This is a genomic window from Roseovarius pacificus (assembly GCF_900142665.1).
GTDB classification, from domain to species: domain Bacteria; phylum Pseudomonadota; class Alphaproteobacteria; order Rhodobacterales; family Rhodobacteraceae; genus Roseovarius; species Roseovarius pacificus.
This window is the reverse complement of sequence record NZ_FRBR01000001.1, coordinates 488,831-506,207: the sequence shown is the minus strand read 5'-3', so window position 1 is coordinate 506,207 and position 17,377 is coordinate 488,831. Positions and strand designations below refer to the sequence as shown.

At 63.0% G+C, this 17,377-nt stretch carries 17 protein-coding genes; 7 read left to right on the top strand and 10 right to left on the bottom strand.

Annotated elements, in window-relative coordinates:
- Position 1: 1 nt before the first annotated feature.
- The 3 genes from BUB53_RS02440 to BUB53_RS02430 all read right to left on the bottom strand — a co-directional run bounded on the left by BUB53_RS02440 (position 2) and on the right by BUB53_RS02430 (position 3,522).
- Positions 2 to 1,051, bottom strand: coding sequence for an enoyl-CoA hydratase/isomerase family protein (locus BUB53_RS02440; RefSeq protein ID WP_073032293.1), 1,050 nt, complete (start codon positions 1,049 to 1,051; stop codon positions 2 to 4).
- Positions 1,048 to 2,190: an acyl-CoA dehydrogenase family protein gene (locus tag BUB53_RS02435; protein WP_073032291.1), complete on the bottom strand. Its 1,143-nt coding sequence runs from the start codon at positions 2,188 to 2,190 to the stop codon at positions 1,048 to 1,050. Before BUB53_RS02435 ends, BUB53_RS02440 begins: the two co-directional genes overlap by 4 nt.
- 198 nt (positions 2,191 to 2,388) lie before the next feature.
- Complete coding sequence (locus tag BUB53_RS02430) at positions 2,389 to 3,522, bottom strand: carboxylate-amine ligase (RefSeq protein ID WP_073032289.1); 1,134 nt, start codon at positions 3,520 to 3,522, stop codon at positions 2,389 to 2,391.
- A gap of 272 nt (positions 3,523 to 3,794) precedes the next feature.
- Here BUB53_RS02430 and BUB53_RS02425 point away from each other — a divergent pair, with 272 nt between their 5' ends.
- Positions 3,795 to 4,751, top strand: a complete 957-nt coding sequence (locus BUB53_RS02425; RefSeq protein WP_159437754.1) for a Hint domain-containing protein — start codon at positions 3,795 to 3,797, stop codon at positions 4,749 to 4,751.
- 57 nt (positions 4,752 to 4,808) lie between these two features.
- Here BUB53_RS02425 and BUB53_RS02420 read toward each other — a convergent pair whose 3' ends face one another.
- Positions 4,809 to 6,308: a CoA-acylating methylmalonate-semialdehyde dehydrogenase gene (locus BUB53_RS02420; protein WP_073032284.1), complete on the bottom strand. Its 1,500-nt coding sequence runs from the start codon at positions 6,306 to 6,308 to the stop codon at positions 4,809 to 4,811.
- A 107-nt stretch (positions 6,309 to 6,415) separates the two neighbouring features.
- Here BUB53_RS02420 and BUB53_RS02415 point away from each other — a divergent pair, with 107 nt between their 5' ends.
- From BUB53_RS02415 to coaD, 3 genes are all read left to right on the top strand, one after another.
- Positions 6,416 to 7,312 carry a LysR family transcriptional regulator gene (locus BUB53_RS02415; RefSeq protein WP_073032282.1) on the top strand — a complete coding sequence of 299 codons (897 nt, stop codon included), beginning with the start codon at positions 6,416 to 6,418 and terminating at the stop codon, positions 7,310 to 7,312.
- A 60-nt stretch (positions 7,313 to 7,372) separates the two neighbouring features.
- Positions 7,373 to 7,807, top strand: a complete 435-nt coding sequence (locus BUB53_RS02410) for a CBS domain-containing protein (RefSeq protein WP_073032280.1) — start codon at positions 7,373 to 7,375, stop codon at positions 7,805 to 7,807.
- A 113-nt stretch (positions 7,808 to 7,920) separates the two neighbouring features.
- Positions 7,921 to 8,412, top strand: a complete 492-nt coding sequence (gene coaD / locus BUB53_RS02405; protein ID WP_073032278.1) for a pantetheine-phosphate adenylyltransferase — start codon at positions 7,921 to 7,923, stop codon at positions 8,410 to 8,412.
- Between the two features lie 42 nt (positions 8,413 to 8,454).
- Here the strand turns inward: coaD and gap (BUB53_RS02400) are convergent, their stop codons facing one another.
- The 4 genes from gap (BUB53_RS02400) to gap (BUB53_RS02390) all read right to left on the bottom strand — a co-directional run bounded on the left by gap (BUB53_RS02400) (position 8,455) and on the right by gap (BUB53_RS02390) (position 11,592).
- Positions 8,455 to 9,507: a type I glyceraldehyde-3-phosphate dehydrogenase gene (gene gap, locus BUB53_RS02400; RefSeq protein ID WP_073032277.1), complete on the bottom strand. Its 1,053-nt coding sequence runs from the start codon at positions 9,505 to 9,507 to the stop codon at positions 8,455 to 8,457.
- A 108-nt stretch (positions 9,508 to 9,615) separates the two neighbouring features.
- Positions 9,616 to 9,783, bottom strand: coding sequence for a hypothetical protein (locus BUB53_RS22700; protein ID WP_159437753.1), 168 nt, complete (start codon positions 9,781 to 9,783; stop codon positions 9,616 to 9,618).
- A gap of 182 nt (positions 9,784 to 9,965) precedes the next feature.
- A complete protein-coding gene (locus BUB53_RS22695; RefSeq protein WP_073032275.1) occupies positions 9,966 to 10,376 on the bottom strand; it encodes a PepSY domain-containing protein in 411 nt (136 codons plus the stop codon).
- A 214-nt stretch (positions 10,377 to 10,590) separates the two neighbouring features.
- A complete protein-coding gene (gene gap, locus BUB53_RS02390; protein WP_073032273.1) occupies positions 10,591 to 11,592 on the bottom strand; it encodes a type I glyceraldehyde-3-phosphate dehydrogenase in 1,002 nt (333 codons plus the stop codon).
- Positions 11,593 to 11,778: 186 nt separating this feature from the next.
- Here gap (BUB53_RS02390) and BUB53_RS02385 point away from each other — a divergent pair, with 186 nt between their 5' ends.
- Positions 11,779 to 12,738: a DUF808 domain-containing protein gene (locus tag BUB53_RS02385; protein ID WP_073032271.1), complete on the top strand. Its 960-nt coding sequence runs from the start codon at positions 11,779 to 11,781 to the stop codon at positions 12,736 to 12,738.
- A 398-nt stretch (positions 12,739 to 13,136) separates the two neighbouring features.
- Here the strand turns inward: BUB53_RS02385 and BUB53_RS02380 are convergent, their stop codons facing one another.
- Positions 13,137 to 13,871: an SDR family NAD(P)-dependent oxidoreductase gene (locus BUB53_RS02380; RefSeq protein WP_073032269.1), complete on the bottom strand. Its 735-nt coding sequence runs from the start codon at positions 13,869 to 13,871 to the stop codon at positions 13,137 to 13,139.
- 324 nt (positions 13,872 to 14,195) lie between these two features.
- Entirely contained in the window at positions 14,196 to 16,211 is a 2,016-nt protein-coding gene (gene tkt, locus BUB53_RS02375) for a transketolase (protein ID WP_073032267.1), read from the bottom strand.
- Between the two features lie 198 nt (positions 16,212 to 16,409).
- Between tkt and BUB53_RS02370 the strand changes: the two genes are divergently transcribed.
- Entirely contained in the window at positions 16,410 to 16,910 is a 501-nt protein-coding gene (locus BUB53_RS02370; RefSeq protein WP_073032265.1) for a hypothetical protein, read from the top strand.
- Positions 16,910 to 17,314, top strand: coding sequence for a cell division protein ZapA (locus BUB53_RS02365; RefSeq protein WP_073032263.1), 405 nt, complete (start codon positions 16,910 to 16,912; stop codon positions 17,312 to 17,314). The genes BUB53_RS02370 and BUB53_RS02365 overlap by 1 nt, the downstream gene beginning before the upstream one ends.
- Positions 17,315 to 17,377: the final 63 nt, after the last annotated feature.

The window sequence follows — 17,377 nt, the reverse complement described above, 5'->3', positions numbered from 1 at the left end:
CCTATCCTTCCTTGTCGAATGTCAGAGCGTCTTGTCCCAGAGGGGCCAGCATGTCGCTGACCGCCGCATCGGGCAGGGTGGTCGGATCGTGCTGCCAGTTCGGCTGACGGTCCTTGTCGATGATCTGGGCGCGGATGCCTTCCAGAATGTCGCTGTGTTCCATGGCGCGGTGCGTGAAACGGTATTCGAGGTCCAGCGCGTGCCGGATATCGGCGGAGGGCGTTGCGCGCAGGCGGTGGATGATGTCCAGAGTGCAGGCCAGCGACAGGGGCGAATTGCGCGACAGTTTCTTGAGCGTGCTTTGCGCGATCTCCGTGTCGTCGGATTCGAGCGCCTTGAGGAGGTCGGGCAGGGTTTCAGCGGTGAACAGCGTGTCGATCGCGGGTTGTGCCGCCGCAAGCGGGCTGTCGGGCGCGGGCGAGGCGGCGCGTTCGATCAACGTGGCGTCGCCGGTTTCGATCAGTTCGGCCTTGAGGGCGTCCCATCCGGTGTCCGGCAGGTAATGATCGGCAAACCCTGCATGGATCGCATCGCCGGGGCCCATGCGGGCGCCGGTCAGGCCAAGGTATTCGCCCAACCGGCCCGGTGCCTTTGCCAGCAAAAGCGACCCGCCCACATCCGGCACCAGACCGATGCCGCATTCGGGCATGGCGATCTGGCTGCTGTCGCAGACAATGCGGTGCCTGCCGTGGCAGGCAATGCCCACGCCGCCGCCCATGGTAAAGCCCTGCATGAAGGCGATGTAGGGCTTGGGATATTCGGCGATTTTCGCGTTCAGGCGGTATTCGTCGCGCCAGAACCGGCGGCCAAAGGCGAAATCGCCCGCGCGGCCCGTATCATAGAGTTTCTGGATATCGCCGCCCGCGCAGAACGCCTTGTCGCCTTCGGCGTCCAGGAGGATCAGTTCGACGCTGTCATCTGTTGCCCAAGCATCCAGAGCGTCCTCCATCGCGAGGCACATGTCGTAGCTGAGCGCGTTCAGGGCCTTGGGGCGGGTCAGGGTGATCCGGCCTGCGCGCCCCTCTTTGCGGATATTGATTTCGTCGCTCATCTGTCGGCCAGCATTTGACGCGCCACGATCAGGCGCATGATTTCGTTGGTGCCTTCAAGGATCTCGTGCACGCGCAGGTCGCGCACCAGTTTCTCGATCCCGTAATCGGCAAGGTAGCCGTAGCCGCCGTGAAGTTGAAGGCACTGATTGACGACATGGCTGCCGGTTTCGGTGACGAACTTCTTGGCCATGGCGCAGAACTTGGTGGCGTCGGGGGCGCCGGTGTCCAGTTTCCATGCGGCCTGCCGCAGGAAGGTGCGCGCGGCCTGAAGTTCGATTTCCAGATCGGCGAGGCGGAATTGCAGCGCCTGGAACTGGTCGATGGACTTGCCGAAGGCCTTGCGCTCGGACATGTATTGCAGGGTCAGGTTCAGCGCCTGTTGCGCCGCACCGAGCGAGCAGGCGGAGATGTTCAGCCGCCCGCCATCGAGGCCGGCCATGGCATATGTGAACCCTTTGCCCTCCTCGCCCACGAGATTGTCGGCGGAAATATTGCAATTGTCGAACTGCACCTGCGCTGTTGGCTGGCTGCGCCAGCCCATCTTGTCTTCGAGCCCGCCAAAGCTGAGGCCGTCGGTGCCGTCTTCGACATAGACGGTCGAGATGCCCCTGGGGCCGTCTGCGCCGGTGCGGACCATGACCACGTAGGCATCGGAATATCCGCCGCCCGAGATGAAGGCCTTGGTGCCGTTCAGGGTGTAACCCTCATTGGTGCGCTCGGCGCGGGTTTTCAGCGCGGCGGCGTCCGAGCCCGAGCCCGGCTCGGTCAGGCAGTAGGACAGGACCGTGTCCATCGACAGAACGCCGGGCATGACGCGGGCCTTCATGTCGTCGCTGGCGAAGGTGTCGATCATCTTGGCGCACATGTTGTGGATCGACAGGAAGGCGGCAACCGAGGGGCAAGCCATTGACAGGGCTTCGAAAACCAGCGTCGCGTCCAGACGTGTCAGGCCGGACCCGCCGCCCTCTTCGCTGACATAGAGCCCGCCGAAACCGAGCTCGCCGACTTGCGGCCACAGCTCTTTCGGGATGGTGCCGTCGCTTTCCCATTGTTTGGCATGGGGTGCGATGTTGTCCTGCCCGAAGGCATGGGCCATGTCGAAAATGGCGGTTTGTTCCTCTGTCAGGGCAAAATCCATGACGCGGCCTCCTCCTCCCGAATTGAATTGAACGCGTGTTTAATAACCAATTCTTACAGGAGTGTTGCAGGCAAGCGCAAGGCTTGGCCGTCGCCCTTTTTTAACAGGGAAAACCGGCCTCGGTACCGTGTCGGTAACCTGTCGGTATCGCGTCGGTCTTTTGCACCGCGCGAGGAGGGTCGGCTTTGCGTGTTCGCTCTACAGATCGGCGTGGAATTCTTCGATCAGATGGCGCACCACCGCCTGAAGTGCATGGTCATGATCGTCCTGGGCGTGCAGGGCGTCGGAATAGACCTGACGCTGACGCCCCGAACTGGTGCCCGAGCGCAGCATGTCGCGCGCGCCTTCGATCTCGGACACGGATTCGAAAAACGCGGCGTCCTCGGTCAGCAATTCGATCAGTTCCTCGACCAGATCGCCCATAGGGGTGATTTCGCCGAGGCCGAAGTCGATCAGGCCTTCGCGCACGCCATAGCGCTGCGCCCGCCAGCGGTTTTCGGCCAGAAGGAAGCGATCATAGATGCGCCAGCGCTGGTTTTTCACGGCCAGCCGCCACAGCATCCGGGCCAGCGCCTGGGTGATCGCGGCCAGGGTCAGGGCGTGTTCCAGCCGGGGCTGTACATCGCAGATGCGCGATTCAAGCGTGGGAAACCGGTGGCTGGGGCGCAGATCCCACCAGATTTTCGAACTGTCCTCGATCACGCCCAGATCGACCAGCGCCTGAACCGAGCGTTCGAATTCCCCGAAACTTTCCATGCGCGGGGGCAGGCCGGTGCGCGGCAGGTTGTCGAACACGGTCAGCCGGTAACTGCTGAGCCCGGTGTCCTGCCCCTGCCAGAAGGGCGAGGAACAGCTGAGCGCCAGAAGGTGCGGCAGGAAATAGGACAACTGGTTCATCAGGTCGACGCGCCGGTCGGGCGGGTCGATGCCCACATGCACGTGCATGCCGCAGATCAGCATGCGCCGCACCACGCCAGCCAGATCCCCGGCCAGCATGTTGTAGCGATCCTTGTTGGTGTGGGTCTGATTGCGCCAGTCGGCAAACGGATGGCACGAGGCGGCGATGGGCGCGAGGTTGTGCCTGGCGGCGCAGGCCGCCACGCAGGAGCGCAGGCGCTTGAGATCGTCGCGGGCCTCGGCCACGGTGCGGCAGACCTTGGTGCCGATCTCGATCTGGCAATTGAGGAATTCCGGACTGACCTGATCCTGTAATTGCGTCTTACAGTCCTCCATCAGGGCCTCGGGGGTGTCGGCCAGCGCAAGGCTGTCGCGGTCGACCAGAAGGTATTCTTCCTCGATGCCGATGGTGAAATCGGGATGGATCAGGGCCATGGCACGCCCCCCTTGCAGAACGGACCTGACAGGCAGTTGAACACGACCCGCCCGGACCGGGCAAGGGAATACCGACAGAAAAGGCATGGACCGGAGGAGCGCGCTGTGGGGGCTGTCCTCTTTTCGTCATGCTTTCGCCATATACGGGTAATTTAGTTGTTCTGAATAATTTAAATAAGATGCATCGCGAATGAGCTGCTTGGGAGGCACGCCTGATGGCCTCGTCGGACATATCTGTTATCCCCTATGACGGATCGCTGGTTGCGGCAGATTTGCTTGCCGGATCGACGACCCTCGTGTTGTCCGCTTTCGGCGCTGAACAGGCTGGCACGTTGTCGGATAACGACGGTTTCCTGGAGAATGCCGATGACGGAACTTCGACCTTCGACGGTCAGCCGGTCAACTACATCGGCAGCGGCACGGCCGCTGGGGGGCTGGAGATTCTCGGCCTGTTCGTGAGGATCGGCCCGTCGGTTGATGTCGTGGTTTTCGAAGCGGGCGGGCAGGTTTATTTTCACTACCCGGCTGGCAAGCCGGCCTTGTCCGAACTCTTGCTTAACATCGACATTTCGCCGGCTCCCTATCAGGTTTTCACGCCAATCTGCTTTGCTGCGGATACACGGATATTGACCCCGAGCGGGGAACGTGCGGTGCAGGAACTCGGGGCTGGGGACATGGTCACCGATTTTCATGGCGAGATGCATGAAATCATCTGGACGGGTGCGCGTGCCTTGCAACTTCCAAGACACCCGTATTTCGACAAATGGCGTCCCGTCGATCTTGAGCGTGATTCCCTGGGCGAGGGGCGCCCTTACAGGCGGACGCGGGTTTCGCAGCAGCATCGGGTGATGCTGGGGGATTGGCGGGTGCAGTTACTGACCGGGCTGGACGAGGTTCTGGTGCCTGCGGTCCAGTTGGTGAATGACACGGATATCCGGATCAACCGATCCCTGACCGAAGTGAAGTATCATCACCTGATGTGTGATCGTCACGTGGTTCTGATTGCCAATGGCATGCCAGCGGAAAGTTTGTTTCCCGGGGTTGTCGCCCTGGAAGGGATCAGTGACGCGGCGCGCGATGAATTGCTGGGGCTGTTCCCGGAACTGGCTGGCGGACGGGAGCCGGAAAAGTACAAGATGGCGCTGCCGGTTGCCAGAGGGAAGGAGGCCCGTGCTTGCAAGGCCTATCTCCAAGCCTCGGGGAGCGGCGGCGGCCTGCCGCACAGATAGAGCCTGCATCGGGTGTAAAGGAAAAGCCCCCACCAATGCGTGGCGGGGGCTTGCAGATCAGTCCATGGCCTTGAAGTTGAATTCGCCGCCTTCCTTGATCCCCGAGGGCCAGCGCGAGGTGACCGTTTTCGTGCGGGTGTAGAACTTGAAGGCGTCGGGGCCGTGCTGGTTCAGGTCGCCGAACATGGATTTCTTCCAGCCGCCGAAGGTGTGATAGGCCAGCGGCACGGGGATCGGCACGTTGACGCCGATCATGCCGATGTTGATCCGGCTGGCGAAATCGCGGGCGGCGTCGCCGTCGCGGGTGAAGATCGCGGTGCCGTTGCCCATCTCGTGATCCATGGCCAGGCTGACCGCCTCTTCGTAGGACGCGGCGCGCACGGTGCTGAGGACCGGGCCGAAGATTTCCTGTTTGTAGATGTCCATGTCGGGGGTCACCTTGTCGAACAGGTGGGGGCCGACAAAGAAGCCGTCTTCGTAGCCCTGAAGCTGGAAGTCACGGCCATCGACGACCAGTTCCGCGCCCTGGTCGATGCCCGACTGCACCAGCCCGAGGATTTTTTCCTTGGCGGCGCCGGTCACGACGGGGCCGTAATCCACGTCGTCGCCTGCGGTGTAGGGGCCGACCTTGAGCTTTTCGATGCGTGGCACGAGTTTTTCGATCAGGCGGTCGGCGGTTTCGTCGCCCACCGGTACGGCCACGGAAATCGCCATGCAGCGTTCACCTGCCGCGCCGTAGCCAGCCCCGACCAGTGCGTCGGCGGCCTGATCCATGTCGGCATCGGGCATGATGATCATGTGGTTCTTGGCCCCGCCGAAGCACTGAACGCGCTTGCCGTTCGAGCAGCCGCGGCCATAGATATATTCGGCAATCGGGGTCGAGCCGACGAAGCCGACGGACTGGATCACCGGGTTGTCGAGGATGGCGTCCACCGCTTCCTTATCGCCGTTGACGACTTGCAGCAGGCCCTTGGGCAGGCCGGCCTCTTCCATCAGTTCGGCCAGCATCAAGGGCACCGAGGGATCACGCTCGGACGGCTTGAGGATGAAGGCGTTGCCGCAGGCCAGGGCCGGGGCGAACATCCACATCGGGATCATGGCCGGGAAGTTGAAGGGCGTGATGCCCGCCGACACGCCGAGCGGCTGTTTCATCGAATACATGTCGATGCCGGGGCCTGCGCCGTCGGTGAATTCACCCTTCAGCAGTTGCGGTGCCCCGATGCAGTATTCCACGACTTCCAGACCGCGCTGAACGTCGCCCTTGGCGTCGGGGAAGGTCTTGCCGTGTTCGGCGGACAGGGCCTCGGCCAGCTTGTCCATGTCGCGGTTCAGCAGGCTGACGAATTTCATCATCACCCGCGCGCGGCGCTGCGGGTTGGTGGCGGCCCATGCGGGTTGCGCGGCGGCGGCCACTTCGACAGCCTTGTTCAGTTCTTCGGTCGAGGCGAGCGGGCATTTCGCCTGCACTTCGCCGGTCGCGGGGTTGAAGACATCCGCGAAACGGCCAGACGTGCCTTTGACATGTTCGCCGCCGATGTAATGCGTGAGTTCTTTCATGAGAATCCTCCCTCCATTCAGGTTCGGGCGGAGTGTAGTCTTGCAAATATTGCGGTAAAAGGGGCAATATTTCAAAAGGGTCATGCAAAAATGCAAAGGGTGGGACGATGGATATGCAGTGGGACGATCTTCGGGTGTTTCTGGCCGTGGCCCGCGCCGAAAGCCTGTCGGGCGCGGGGCGGGTTCTGCGGATCGACCCGGCGACGGTGGGGCGGCGCATTGCCCGGCTGGAAACCGACCTGGGCGCGCCGCTGTTCGCCAAATCGCCCATGGGCTATGCGCTGAGCGATGCGGGCCAGCGCCTGATGACCCATGCGGTGCGGGTGGAACAGGCGGTGGAGGGCGTGTCCGAGGAAATGGCCGGGCGCTCAGGCGGGTTGACGGGGCAAATCCGTATCGGTGCGCCGGACGGGGCGGCGAATTTCGTGCTGCCGCAGGTGTGTGCGCGTATCGCGCGCAACAATCCTGACCTTGAGGTGCAGATCGTGGCGCTGCCGCGCCTGTTCAGCCTGACCCGGCGCGAGGCCGACATGGTGGTGGCGGTCAGCCCGCCCACCGCCGGGCGGCTGAGCGTGCAGAAGATCACCGATTATCACCTGCATCTGGCGGCGCACCGCTCCTATCTGCGCCAGCATCCGCCGATCGAGCGGCGGGAAGACCTGCATGGCCACCGTATGGTGGGCTATATTCAGGACATGATTTTCGACAAGGAACTGGACTACATGCGCGAGGCGGGGGTGGAGCGGGTCAATCTGGCGTCCAATTCGGTTTCCGTGCAGGTGAACTGGGTGCGGCAGGGGGGCGGGATCGGCGTGGTGCATGATTTCTCGATCCCGTGGTTTCGCGGGGTGCGCAAGATTCTGGCCGACGATTTCAGCCTGACGCGCAGTTTCTACCTTGTGCGTCATGCCGATGACCGGCGGCTGGAGCGGCTCAATCGCTTTGCCGCCGCACTGGTCGAGGAGACCCGCGCAGAGGTGGCCCGGCTGGAGGCGCTGACTTGACAGAATGCCGCAGATCGTAAACGCTGAGGATATGGGCATTTTCTTGCGGAGGATCCGAGTATGCTGGTTCAGCAAATCCTGAAATCCAAGGGCGACGATGGGGTGATCACGGTCAAGCCCGGCACATCGGTTTCCGACGCGGCGCGGATTCTGGCGGAGCGCCGGATCGGGGGGGTGATCGTGTCGCGCGAAGGCGATACCGCGGAGGGCATCCTGTCCGAGCGCGACATCGTGCGCGCCCTTGCGCTGAAGGGCCCCGGGTGCCTGATGGAAACCGTGGACACGATGATGACCCGCAACCCGGTCTGCTGCACCCGGCAGGACAGTTCGGATCAGGTGCTGACGCGCATGACCGAGGGGCGCTTTCGCCATATGCCGGTGGTCGAGGACGGCAAGCTGGTCGGGATCGTGACCATCGGCGATGTGGTCAAGGCGCGGCTTCAGGAACTGGCGATGGAAAAGGACGCGCTGGAAGGCATGATCATGGGGCACTGACCCCGGCGATCTGCGACATAGGCGCTTGCAATACCGGCCACGTATTTCTACGGCTTGCAATCCGGGGCGCAATATTGTTGCGTGCCTTCAGTTCGAAATAACGGAGCCGCCCCATGCGCATAGGATTGTACCCCGGCACCTTCGACCCGATCACCCTGGGACATATCGACATCATCCGGCGGGCCGCCGCTCTGGTGGACCGGCTGGTGATCGGGGTGGCGATCAACCGCGACAAGGGGCCGTTGTTTTCTCTGGAAGAGCGGGTCGCCATGATCGAGGCGGAATGCGCCAAACTGTCCGAGGAAACCGGCACCGAGATCGTCGCCCATCCGTTCGAAAACCTGCTGATCGACTGTGCCCATGACGTGGGCGCGCAGGTGATCCTGCGCGGGTTGCGCGCGGTGGCGGATTTCGAATACGAATTCCAGATGGTCGGGATGAACCGGACGCTGGACAGTTCCGTCGAGACGGTGTTCCTGATGGCCGATGCCAGTCACCAGGCGATTGCCAGCAAGCTGGTCAAGGAAATCGCCCGTCTGGGAGGCGATTCCAGCAAGTTCGTGACCCCCGCCGTGCAAACGCAGTTGATGGCGAAATTCAGGTAACCGAAGCGGTTGGGCGGCCTGTGCCGCCCGTCCTGCGCCGGATCAGGCGTATTCCGGGGCGCGTGTGGTTTTGGCGCCGCCCGATCCGCCATTGGCCAGTAGCGCGCCCATAACGGCGGCGGTGTCGGCCATGCGGTTGGAAAAGCCCCATTCGTTGTCATACCAGCTGAGAACGCGGCACATGGTGCCGTCCATCACGCGGGTCTGATCGGTGGCAAAGACCGAACTGGCCGGGTTGTGGTTGAAATCCGACGACACCAGCTCGCGGCCCGTCAGGTCCAGCACGCCGGCCAGCGGCCCGGCGGCGGCCTGGGTGATGACGGCGTTGATTTCCTCGGTGCTCGTTTCGCGCGCGGCCTCGAAGGTCAGGTCCACGGCGCTGACATTGGGGGTGGGCACCCGAATGGCGGTGCCGTCCAGCCTGCCTGCCAGTTCGGGCAGCACCAGCCCCACAGCGCGCGCCGCACCGGTGGAGGTGGGGATCATGTTGAGGGCAGCCGCGCGGGCGCGATAGAGATCCTTGTGCGCGGTATCCATCGTTGGCTGATCGCCCGTGTAGCTGTGAACCGTGGTCATGAAGCCGCGCGTGATGCCGATGGCGTCATGCAGGGCCTTGGCCACCGGGGCGAGGCAGTTGGTGGTGCAGGAGGCGTTGGAGACGATCAGGTCGTTGCTGGTCAGCGTGTCGTGATTGACGCCATAGACCACCGTGCGATCCGCGTCCTTGGAGGGGGCGGATACCAGAACCCGGCTGGACCCGTTTTCCAGATGTGCGGCGGCGCTGTCGCGGTCGGTGAAGATGCCGGTGCATTCCAGCGCAATATCCACGTCGCCCCAGGGCAGGGTGGCCGGATCGCGCAGGGCGGTCACCCGGATCGGGCCACGCCCCACGTCGATACTGTCCGGGGTGGTCGTGATCGTCGCGGGAAAGCGACCGTGTACGCTGTCAAATTCCAGAAGATGGGCGTTGGTTTCGACCGGGGCCAGATCGTTGATCGCGATCACCTCTATGTCGGTGCGTCCCGATTCCACAATGGCGCGCAGAACGTTGCGCCCGATCCGTCCAAATCCGTTGATGGCCAGTCTGATCGGCATGGTGACCCTCCCTTTAATATTCCTGTTAGCGCTAACATGAATCATATGGCGCGTGTATAGGAGGAAAGCGGGGCATGCGTCAACAGAAGCGTCGGACAGGTGGCGCAATCAGCGCCAGAACGCCAGCCATTCAATCAGGTCGGCCAGCTTGCGGGCCAGAAACAGCGTGCCGGACCAGTCATACATCGTCGCGTCCACGGTCAGCCCCGCCACGATCAGGAGGCCAAGGCCGATAGAGGTGGCGTTCGTCATGGTGCGGCTGTCCTTTGCGGTCATTCTTGCGTCCTAGATGCCAGAGCACGCCGCCCAAGTCACGCAGGTTGCGGTTGTCGTCGCTCAAAAATGGCATTGGCGATAAACCCGATTGTCAGCAACCGGTGAAACGGACTCTGTTTTCGCCCCCCCGGATTGTCCTTTACCCGAGACGGTTGAGGCCGGACAGGCCGGCCCCGATAACGTCAGTCGTCGATTTCGGTTTTCACGACAGTCAGGTCCCGGCTGAGGTCGATCTCGTAACGGACCCCGTCTTTGAGGGCGTAGGCTTCGTATCTGCCGTCGTCCATTTCGACCTTTTGCAAGTCATAGCCCTGTTCGGTCAGGAGAGTCCTGATCTGTTCGGCTTTGGCAAGTTCGGTCTCCATGACAGACAGGTCCCGAAGCAGATTGAATTCGTAGCGGGCCCCGTCCTTGAGGGCGTCGGCCTCGTACAGGCCGTCATCCATTTCGATCTTGCGCACATCGTAGCCTTGTTCGGTGAGGAGCGTCTCGATCTGCTGGATCTTGGCCGGGTCGATTTTGATGTAATTGTCCGAGGCCTGGGCCATGGTGCCCGCGGTGATGGCAAGGGCCAGTGCGATAATGCGTGTCATGGTGGAGTCCTTTCCTGAGTCATGTGGTTGGTCACGGGCCGGGAGTAGCCTGCGATGAGGAAAGGAATGGGGCAGGAGCGAGACTCTGGCCATTGATCTGGGGTTCATTCGTGGCGCGTATAACCGGGGTTGATGGCGTATTTTCGCGTATCGCAAATGAAAAACCCCGGCGCGGGTGCGCCGGGGTTTCGATTGCCTTGGGGAAGTTCGTGCCTCAGGACAGCTTGCCCATGGCCACGGCCACGTCGGCCATGCGGCAGGAAAAGCCCCATTCGTTGTCGTACCATGCCAGCACGCGCACCAGACGCCCGCCGGTGACCTTGGTCTGGTCGGGCGCGAAGATCGAGCTTTCTTCGGTGTGGTTGAAGTCGATGCTGACCAGCGGCTCGGGCTCATAGCCCAGAACGCCTTTCATGCGGCCTGCGGCGGCTTCGGCGACGACTTCGTTCACGTCGGCCTCGGTTACGTCTTTCTGCGCGATGAAGGTCAGGTCCACCGCCGAGACATTCGGGGTGGGCACGCGGATGGCCGAGCCGTCGAGCTTGCCCTTGAGGTCGGGCAGCACCTCGCCCAGTGCCTTGGCGGCACCGGTGGAGGTGGGGATCATCGACATCGCCGCGGCGCGGGCGCGGTACAGATCTTTGTGGCGGCGGTCCAGCGTCGGCTGGTCGCCGGTGTAGGCATGGATCGTGGTCATGATGCCGGAGTCGATGCCGATCGCCTCGTGCAGCACCTTGGCCAGCGGGGCCAGGCAGTTGGTAGTGCAGGAGCCGTTCGAGATCATGCGCTCACCGGCTTGCAGGTCTTCGTGGTTGACGCCGTAGACCACGGTGCGATCCACGTTCTTGCCCGGAGCCGAGAGCAGAACCTTGCCTGCGCCGCGCTCGAGGTGTTTTTTGGCCTTTTCGCCGTCGTTGAACTTGCCGGTGCATTCCAGAACCACGTCGACGCCGGACCAGTCCAGCTCGTCCATGTCGTAGGTGGAATACATCTGCATCGGACCACGGCCCAGATCCATCGTGCCGTCGCCAAGAGTGACCTCGTTGGGAAAGCGGCCATGGACGCTGTCGTACTTGATGAGATGCGCAGCCGTGTCGAGCGGGCCGGTGGCGTTGACCTTGACCACCTTGATATCGTTGCGGGTGCTGGCGGCGATATGGGCGAGGGTGCAGCGGCCGATGCGGCCGAAACCATTGATGCCGACGGTGATGGTCATGCGTATCTCCTGCGGGTTCGGGTTGCCCGCGATATAGACGGGGGAAGGTTTGGCTGAAAGGTGAAAAACGGCGTTTTCGGCGGTTTTCCAACATGTTAGCGATAACTGTTATCGCAAACCCGTCGGGGCTTGACATGGTGGCGCTAACGAAGAACTTAGAGGTGTGGGACAAGGAAAGGGACGAGTATGAGCGGGTTGATGGCGCTTCTGGACGATGTGGCGGGGCTGGCCAAGGTGGCGGCCGCCTCGATCGACGATGTTGCCGGGCAGGCGGCCAAGGCCGGGTCCAAGGCGGCGGGGGCGGTGATCGACGATGCCGCGGTGACCCCGAAATACATGCAAGGCTTTGCGCCTGCACGGGAATTGCCGATCGTGTGGCGCATTGCGCGCGGGTCGCTGATCAACAAGCTGGTGTTCCTGTTACCTGCCGGGCTGGCCTTGTCGGCTTTTGCGCCCTGGCTGATTCCGCCACTGTTGATGCTGGGGGGCGCGTATCTGTGTTTCGAGGGGGCGGAGAAGATCGCGCATGCCCTGGGATTCGGCAAAGGGCATGGGGGGCCGGACGGGAGCCATGCGGAGGTGGACGCGACCCATCTGGAAGAGACCAAGGTGGCCGGGGCGATCAAGACGGACTTCATTTTATCGGCTGAAATCATGACGATAGCCCTGGCGGCGATCCCGGAGAGCAATTTCTGGATGGAAGCGGCGACTCTGGCGCTGGTGGCGGTGGGCATCACCGCGCTGGTGTATGGTGCGGTGGGGCTGATTGTGAAGGCCGACGATGTCGGGCTGTTCATGGCCGAGCGGGGACGTCTGGGCGTGACCCGGGCCATCGGGCGCGGGATCGTGCATGCCATGCCTACCTTCATGAAATTGTTGATGATTGTGGGCACCGCGGCGATGCTGTGGGTGGGCGGGTCGATCATCCTGCACGGGCTGGACCAGATGGGGTGGTCCGCGCCCTATGACGGGATTCACCATGTGGCCGTGGCCGCCGCAGACGGCGCGGGCGAATGGCGCGGGGCGGTGGAATGGCTGGTCACGGCGGGGCTGGACGGGGTGTTCGGGCTGATCCTCGGGGTGATCCTGATCCCCGTCGGGGTGAAGATCGTCAAACCCGTCTGGACCCGCCTGATGCCCGCCTGAGATTGGCGCGGCGTTTCGTACGTTTTGTACGAAGTGTACGCGGGTTTTGTACGAAAATCGGGGGCTGCGGAGAAATTTGCGTCCATGAGGGGCGCAAACCGGGCGGGTCATGGGCCATGCCGAGACCGGCGCGCATCGGGGTAACGCCCGGTTAATCAATTTGCGTCATAACCGGGGTGTCGGTGCGAGGTGTGACGGCCGTGAACGAGCGAGGTGAAATGGATGGATTACGGGGTGAGGCCGGGCGATGGGGCGCGTGGTGATATGTTGGCGGGATTAAGGGCAGATGTCTGGATTGAGCCCGGAGTAACGGATGCTGTGGGAAGCATGGCAGGCCGCTTTGGGGCGCTCGCCACGTTGTATTTCTATTTTGAAATTGTCCCGTAACTGCGCGGTCACTAGTCCTGAACATGCGCCGGCACGATGGTTGTCGCTTCATGCACTCGTTCAGGGTCATTGTAGTGTGGGTCGGTGCCCTGAGGTTGAAAGATCAGCTCTCGATCTTCGAGCCCGTTCGGTTCGCTGGCAAGTCGCCAGTATTCCTGGGCGATTTTGTCCGGATCAAACGGGCCGCCGGGTTCTACGATCCCGCACACCGCGATTACCGATACATGTACCCCTTTGGGCGAAAGGTCCTTGAATAGCGAGAACGCGAGACTGCGCAACGCCGCTTTTCCTGCTGCCAGAGATGCCCATTCCGGGTAGGGCTCCAACGCGAGCCCACCACCGGTGAAGAGAATTGCACCGGATCCCTTGTGAAGCATGGCGGGCGCCACTGCGCGGCTCGCGGCGAAAGCGCCTACAACGTTGACCTCCATCTCGCGGCGCAACGCGTCGGTTGTAAGGTCGGATGGGGAAGCGGGACGCATGACAGAGGCATTGTAAATAAGCACGTCAGTTGGACCGAGTTGGTCTTCGATGGAGTTGATCGCATCGAGCAGACTTGCCTCATCGCCTGCGTCGGCGAGAGCCCAGGCCGATTGAACCCCAAGCCCATTTAACGTGGCGCTCAACGGCTCTATGACGGTGGATCGCCGCGCAACCAATCCGATGTTATATCCCTCTTGCCCAAAGCGGCTTGCGATGGCGTGTGACAGACCGCTGCCGACACCGATAATGAGACAAGAGGGCATATCAGATGTGACTCCGGTGTTCCCGGGCTTTCAGGCCCGATGGTGATCACATTGCATGAATGAGTATCTCAGAAAAGCAGATATTGGCGCAACCCCGCAGCGAAAGTTCGGTTTGTCCGGCAAATCAGCCGTCGGCACCACCTCCGGCTATTGTTTGAATTGAACCGGAGAGGTCTTCCCGTGCGCGAAACAGCGCCGAAGGCGATGCGCGGCTTGCATGATTGGCGATATCGTTGGCATAGCGGCACGTTCTCGTGCCGTGGAGCGAACGAAAAAGCCCGGACGGGGGACCGTCCGGGCTTGCTGTTTATCGGTGCGCCGTGCTCAGAGCAGGGATTTGACCTTGTCGGCCACGGCCTCGGCCGTGATGCCGAATTTTTCGTAGAGCGTGCCGGCGGGGGCGGAGGCGCCGAAGCTGTCCATGCCGACGAAACCGGCTTTGGCCTCGCGGCCACGTTCGCCGCAGAGCCAGCGATCCCAGCCTTGCCGCACTGCCGCCTCGACGGCGACGCGCACCGGGCCGGCGGGCAGGATGCGTTTGCGATAGGCCTCGTCCTGATCGGCGAAGAGTTCCATGCAGGGCATGGAGACCACGCGGGTGCCGATGCCTTCGGCCTGAAGCAGGTCGCGCGCCTTCATGGCGATTTCGACCTCGGAGCCGGTGGCCATCAGGATCGCCTGACGCTTGCCCTCGGCATCGGCCAGGACATAGGCGCCCTGTTCGGTCAGGTTCTTGTTCCTGTGCTCGGTGCGCAGGGTGGCCACGCCCTGACGGGTGAGCGACAGGACCGACGGCGTTTCGGTGGAACGCAGGGCGATTTCCCAGGCTTCGGCGGTTTCGACCGTGTCGCAGGGGCGGAACACACAGGTGTTCGGGGTGGCGCGGCTGATCGCCAGATGCTCGACCGGCTGGTGGGTCGGGCCGTCTTCGCCAAGGCCGATGCTGTCATGGGTCATGACGAACACGGTGGGAATGCGCATCAGCGCAGCAAGGCGCATCGAGGGGCGGGCATAATCGGTGAAGCACATGAAGGTGCCGCCATAGGGGCGGATGCCGCCATGCAGCGCCATGCCGTTCATGGCCGCCGCCATGCCGTGTTCGCGAATGCCCCAGTGGACGTAACGGCCCTTGCGGTTGTCCACGTCGAACACCGTCATGTCGCCGGTCTGGGTGTTGTTCGAGCCCGACAGATCGGCTGAGCCGCCCACGGTTTCGGGCATGATCGGGTTGACGACCTCAAGCACCATTTCGCTGGATTTGCGGGTGGCGACCTTGGGTTGTTCCTCGGCGATCTGCTTTTTCAGGGCCTTGATGCGGGCCGACAGGTTTTTCGGCACGTCGCGGGCGAAGATGCGGGCGAAGTCCTTTTGCCGGCGCTCGGAGGCCTCGGAGAGGCGGGTTTCCCATGCCTTGCGATCCTCTGCGCCGCGCGATCCGATGGCTTCCCATGCGGATTTCACCTCGGCGGGCACTTCGAACGGGCCGTAGGGCCAGCCATAGGCCTCTTTCGCGGCGGCCAGCTGGCCCGCGTCGGTCAGCGCCCCGTGACCCTTGGAGGTGTCCTGCGCCGCGTGGCCAAGCGCGATATGGGTGGCACAGGCGATCATGGTGGGCTTGCGTGACTTTTTGGCGGCGGTGATGGCCTCGTCGATCGCGGCCGGGTCGTGGCCGTCGATTTCCAGAACCTGCCAGCCCGAGGCGCGGAAGCGCTTCACCTGATCGGTGCGGTCGGCCAGGTCGACCTTGCCGTCGATGGTGATGTTGTTGTTGTCCCAGAAGACGATCAGCTTGCCGAGGCTGTGACGTCCGGCGAGGCCGATGGCCTCCTGGCTGACGCCCTCCATCAGGCAGCCGTCCCCGGCGATGACATAGGTGTAGTGATCGACCAGCTTGCGGCCAAAGCGGGCGCGCAGCATTTCCTCGGCCATGGCGAAGCCGACCGAGTTGGATATCCCCTGACCGAGCGGGCCGGTGGTGGTTTCGATGCCCTTGGCGTGGCCGTATTCGGGATGGCCCGCCGTGATCGCGCCCCATTGGCGGAAGTTCCTGATCTGCTCGAGCGTCATGTCCTGATAGCCGGTCAGGTGCAGCAGCGAGTACAGCAGCATCGAGCCGTGCCCGGCGGACAGGATGAACCTGTCGCGATCGGGCCAGTCGGGATTGGCGGCATCGAATTTCAGGTGCTTCTCGAACAGTACGGTGGCGACATCGGCCATGCCCATGGGCATGCCGGAATGGCCGGAATTGGCGGCGGCGACGGCATCGAGCGTCAGCGCGCGGATTGCGGTGGCTTTGTTCCAGTGATCGGGATTGGCAGAGCGCAGAGCGGCGATATCCACGGGGTCATCCTTTGATTGGCAGCGTCTGAGGCGCTCAATATCAGGCCGGGGTCAAAGATCAAGCGCGGTGCGGCCTGTCATGGGGCGGATCGGCATAGGGGGGCGCATTTCCCATCGCCATTCGATAGACTTACCTGCAAAGCGGCCCGAATGCGATTCGCAGGGCCGCGACCCGAGGCAAGCAGGGGAATCGCCAAGATGAGCCAGATCGACGAATTGCAGCGCCGGATCATTGCCGCGCTGGACCGCATCGGGCAGGGCCTGGAAGACCGCCAGGCCGGGGCCGATGTGCAGGAGGTGGAAACGCTCAGGCAGCAGCTGGAAGACGAACGGCTGGCCTGCGCCCAGTTGGAAGAGCGCCTGAAAAAGCTGCACGAAAAGCATGACGCGCAGGATGAGGTCGCGGCGAGGGCGCGCCAAGAGATGGCCGGAAAGATCGAGGCGCTGGACCGCGATTTGCAGTCGTTGCGCAAGGCCAACCAGCAGTTGCGCGACAACAACGCCGCCCTGCGCGAGGCCAATGCCAGGGGCCTGGCGGAACCGCATCTGATCAACAAGGCCATGCTGGCCGAGCTCGAGGGGCTGCGCGCCACACATGCCGCAGACCGGGCCGAGGCCGATGCCATTCTGGCCGAGCTGACCCGGATTCTGGAAGGCGGCGCGGCGGACAGTGACGAAACCCAGTCGGAGGAGGCCTGATGCCCGAGGTTGAAGTGGAAATCGGCGGCCGCATGTTCGAAGTGGCCTGCCAGGACGGTGAAGAGCATTACCTGAAGGCCGCGGCCCGGATGCTGAACGAGGAGGCCTCGGTGCTGACGGCGCAGATCGGGCGCATCCCCGAGCCGCGCATGTTGCTGATGGCGGGGCTGATGCTCGCCGACAAGACGGCGGGCATTCAGGACAAGCTGCGCGCGCTCGAGGACAGGATGGCCGAGAAAGAGGCCGAACTGGACCAGTTGCGCAACGCCCCCGCGCCCGAGCCGCAGCAGATCGAGGTGCCCGTGGTGCCGCAGACGGTTTCCGATGCCATGGCCGAGATCGCCGCGCGGGCGGAATCCCTGGCCGATCAGCTGGACGGTGAGGGCGGCCGGGAACGCGCCTGAGACTTTCGGACCGTTCCCCGGCGTCCTTGGGTTTTTCGGGGGCGCGGGGCATTGACCATCCGC

Coding starts and splice junctions, on each gene's coding strand:
- BUB53_RS02440 (WP_073032293.1), bottom strand. CDS start 1,051: ATGAGCGACGAAATCAATATCCGCAAAGAGGGGCGCGCAGGCCGGATC.
- BUB53_RS02435 (WP_073032291.1), bottom strand. CDS start 2,190: ATGGATTTTGCCCTGACAGAGGAACAAACCGCCATTTTCGACATGGCC.
- BUB53_RS02430 (WP_073032289.1), bottom strand. CDS start 3,522: ATGGCCCTGATCCATCCCGATTTCACCATCGGCATCGAGGAAGAATAC.
- BUB53_RS02420 (WP_073032284.1), bottom strand. CDS start 6,308: ATGAAAGAACTCACGCATTACATCGGCGGCGAACATGTCAAAGGCACG.
- BUB53_RS02415 (WP_073032282.1), top strand. CDS start 6,416: ATGGATATGCAGTGGGACGATCTTCGGGTGTTTCTGGCCGTGGCCCGC.
- BUB53_RS02410 (WP_073032280.1), top strand. CDS start 7,373: ATGCTGGTTCAGCAAATCCTGAAATCCAAGGGCGACGATGGGGTGATC.
- coaD (WP_073032278.1), top strand. CDS start 7,921: ATGCGCATAGGATTGTACCCCGGCACCTTCGACCCGATCACCCTGGGA.
- gap (WP_073032277.1), bottom strand. CDS start 9,507: ATGCCGATCAGACTGGCCATCAACGGATTTGGACGGATCGGGCGCAAC.
- BUB53_RS22700 (WP_159437753.1), bottom strand. CDS start 9,783: ATGACCGCAAAGGACAGCCGCACCATGACGAACGCCACCTCTATCGGC.
- BUB53_RS22695 (WP_073032275.1), bottom strand. CDS start 10,376: ATGACACGCATTATCGCACTGGCCCTTGCCATCACCGCGGGCACCATG.
- gap (WP_073032273.1), bottom strand. CDS start 11,592: ATGACCATCACCGTCGGCATCAATGGTTTCGGCCGCATCGGCCGCTGC.
- BUB53_RS02385 (WP_073032271.1), top strand. CDS start 11,779: ATGAGCGGGTTGATGGCGCTTCTGGACGATGTGGCGGGGCTGGCCAAG.
- BUB53_RS02380 (WP_073032269.1), bottom strand. CDS start 13,871: ATGCCCTCTTGTCTCATTATCGGTGTCGGCAGCGGTCTGTCACACGCC.
- BUB53_RS02370 (WP_073032265.1), top strand. CDS start 16,410: ATGAGCCAGATCGACGAATTGCAGCGCCGGATCATTGCCGCGCTGGAC.
- BUB53_RS02365 (WP_073032263.1), top strand. CDS start 16,910: ATGCCCGAGGTTGAAGTGGAAATCGGCGGCCGCATGTTCGAAGTGGCC.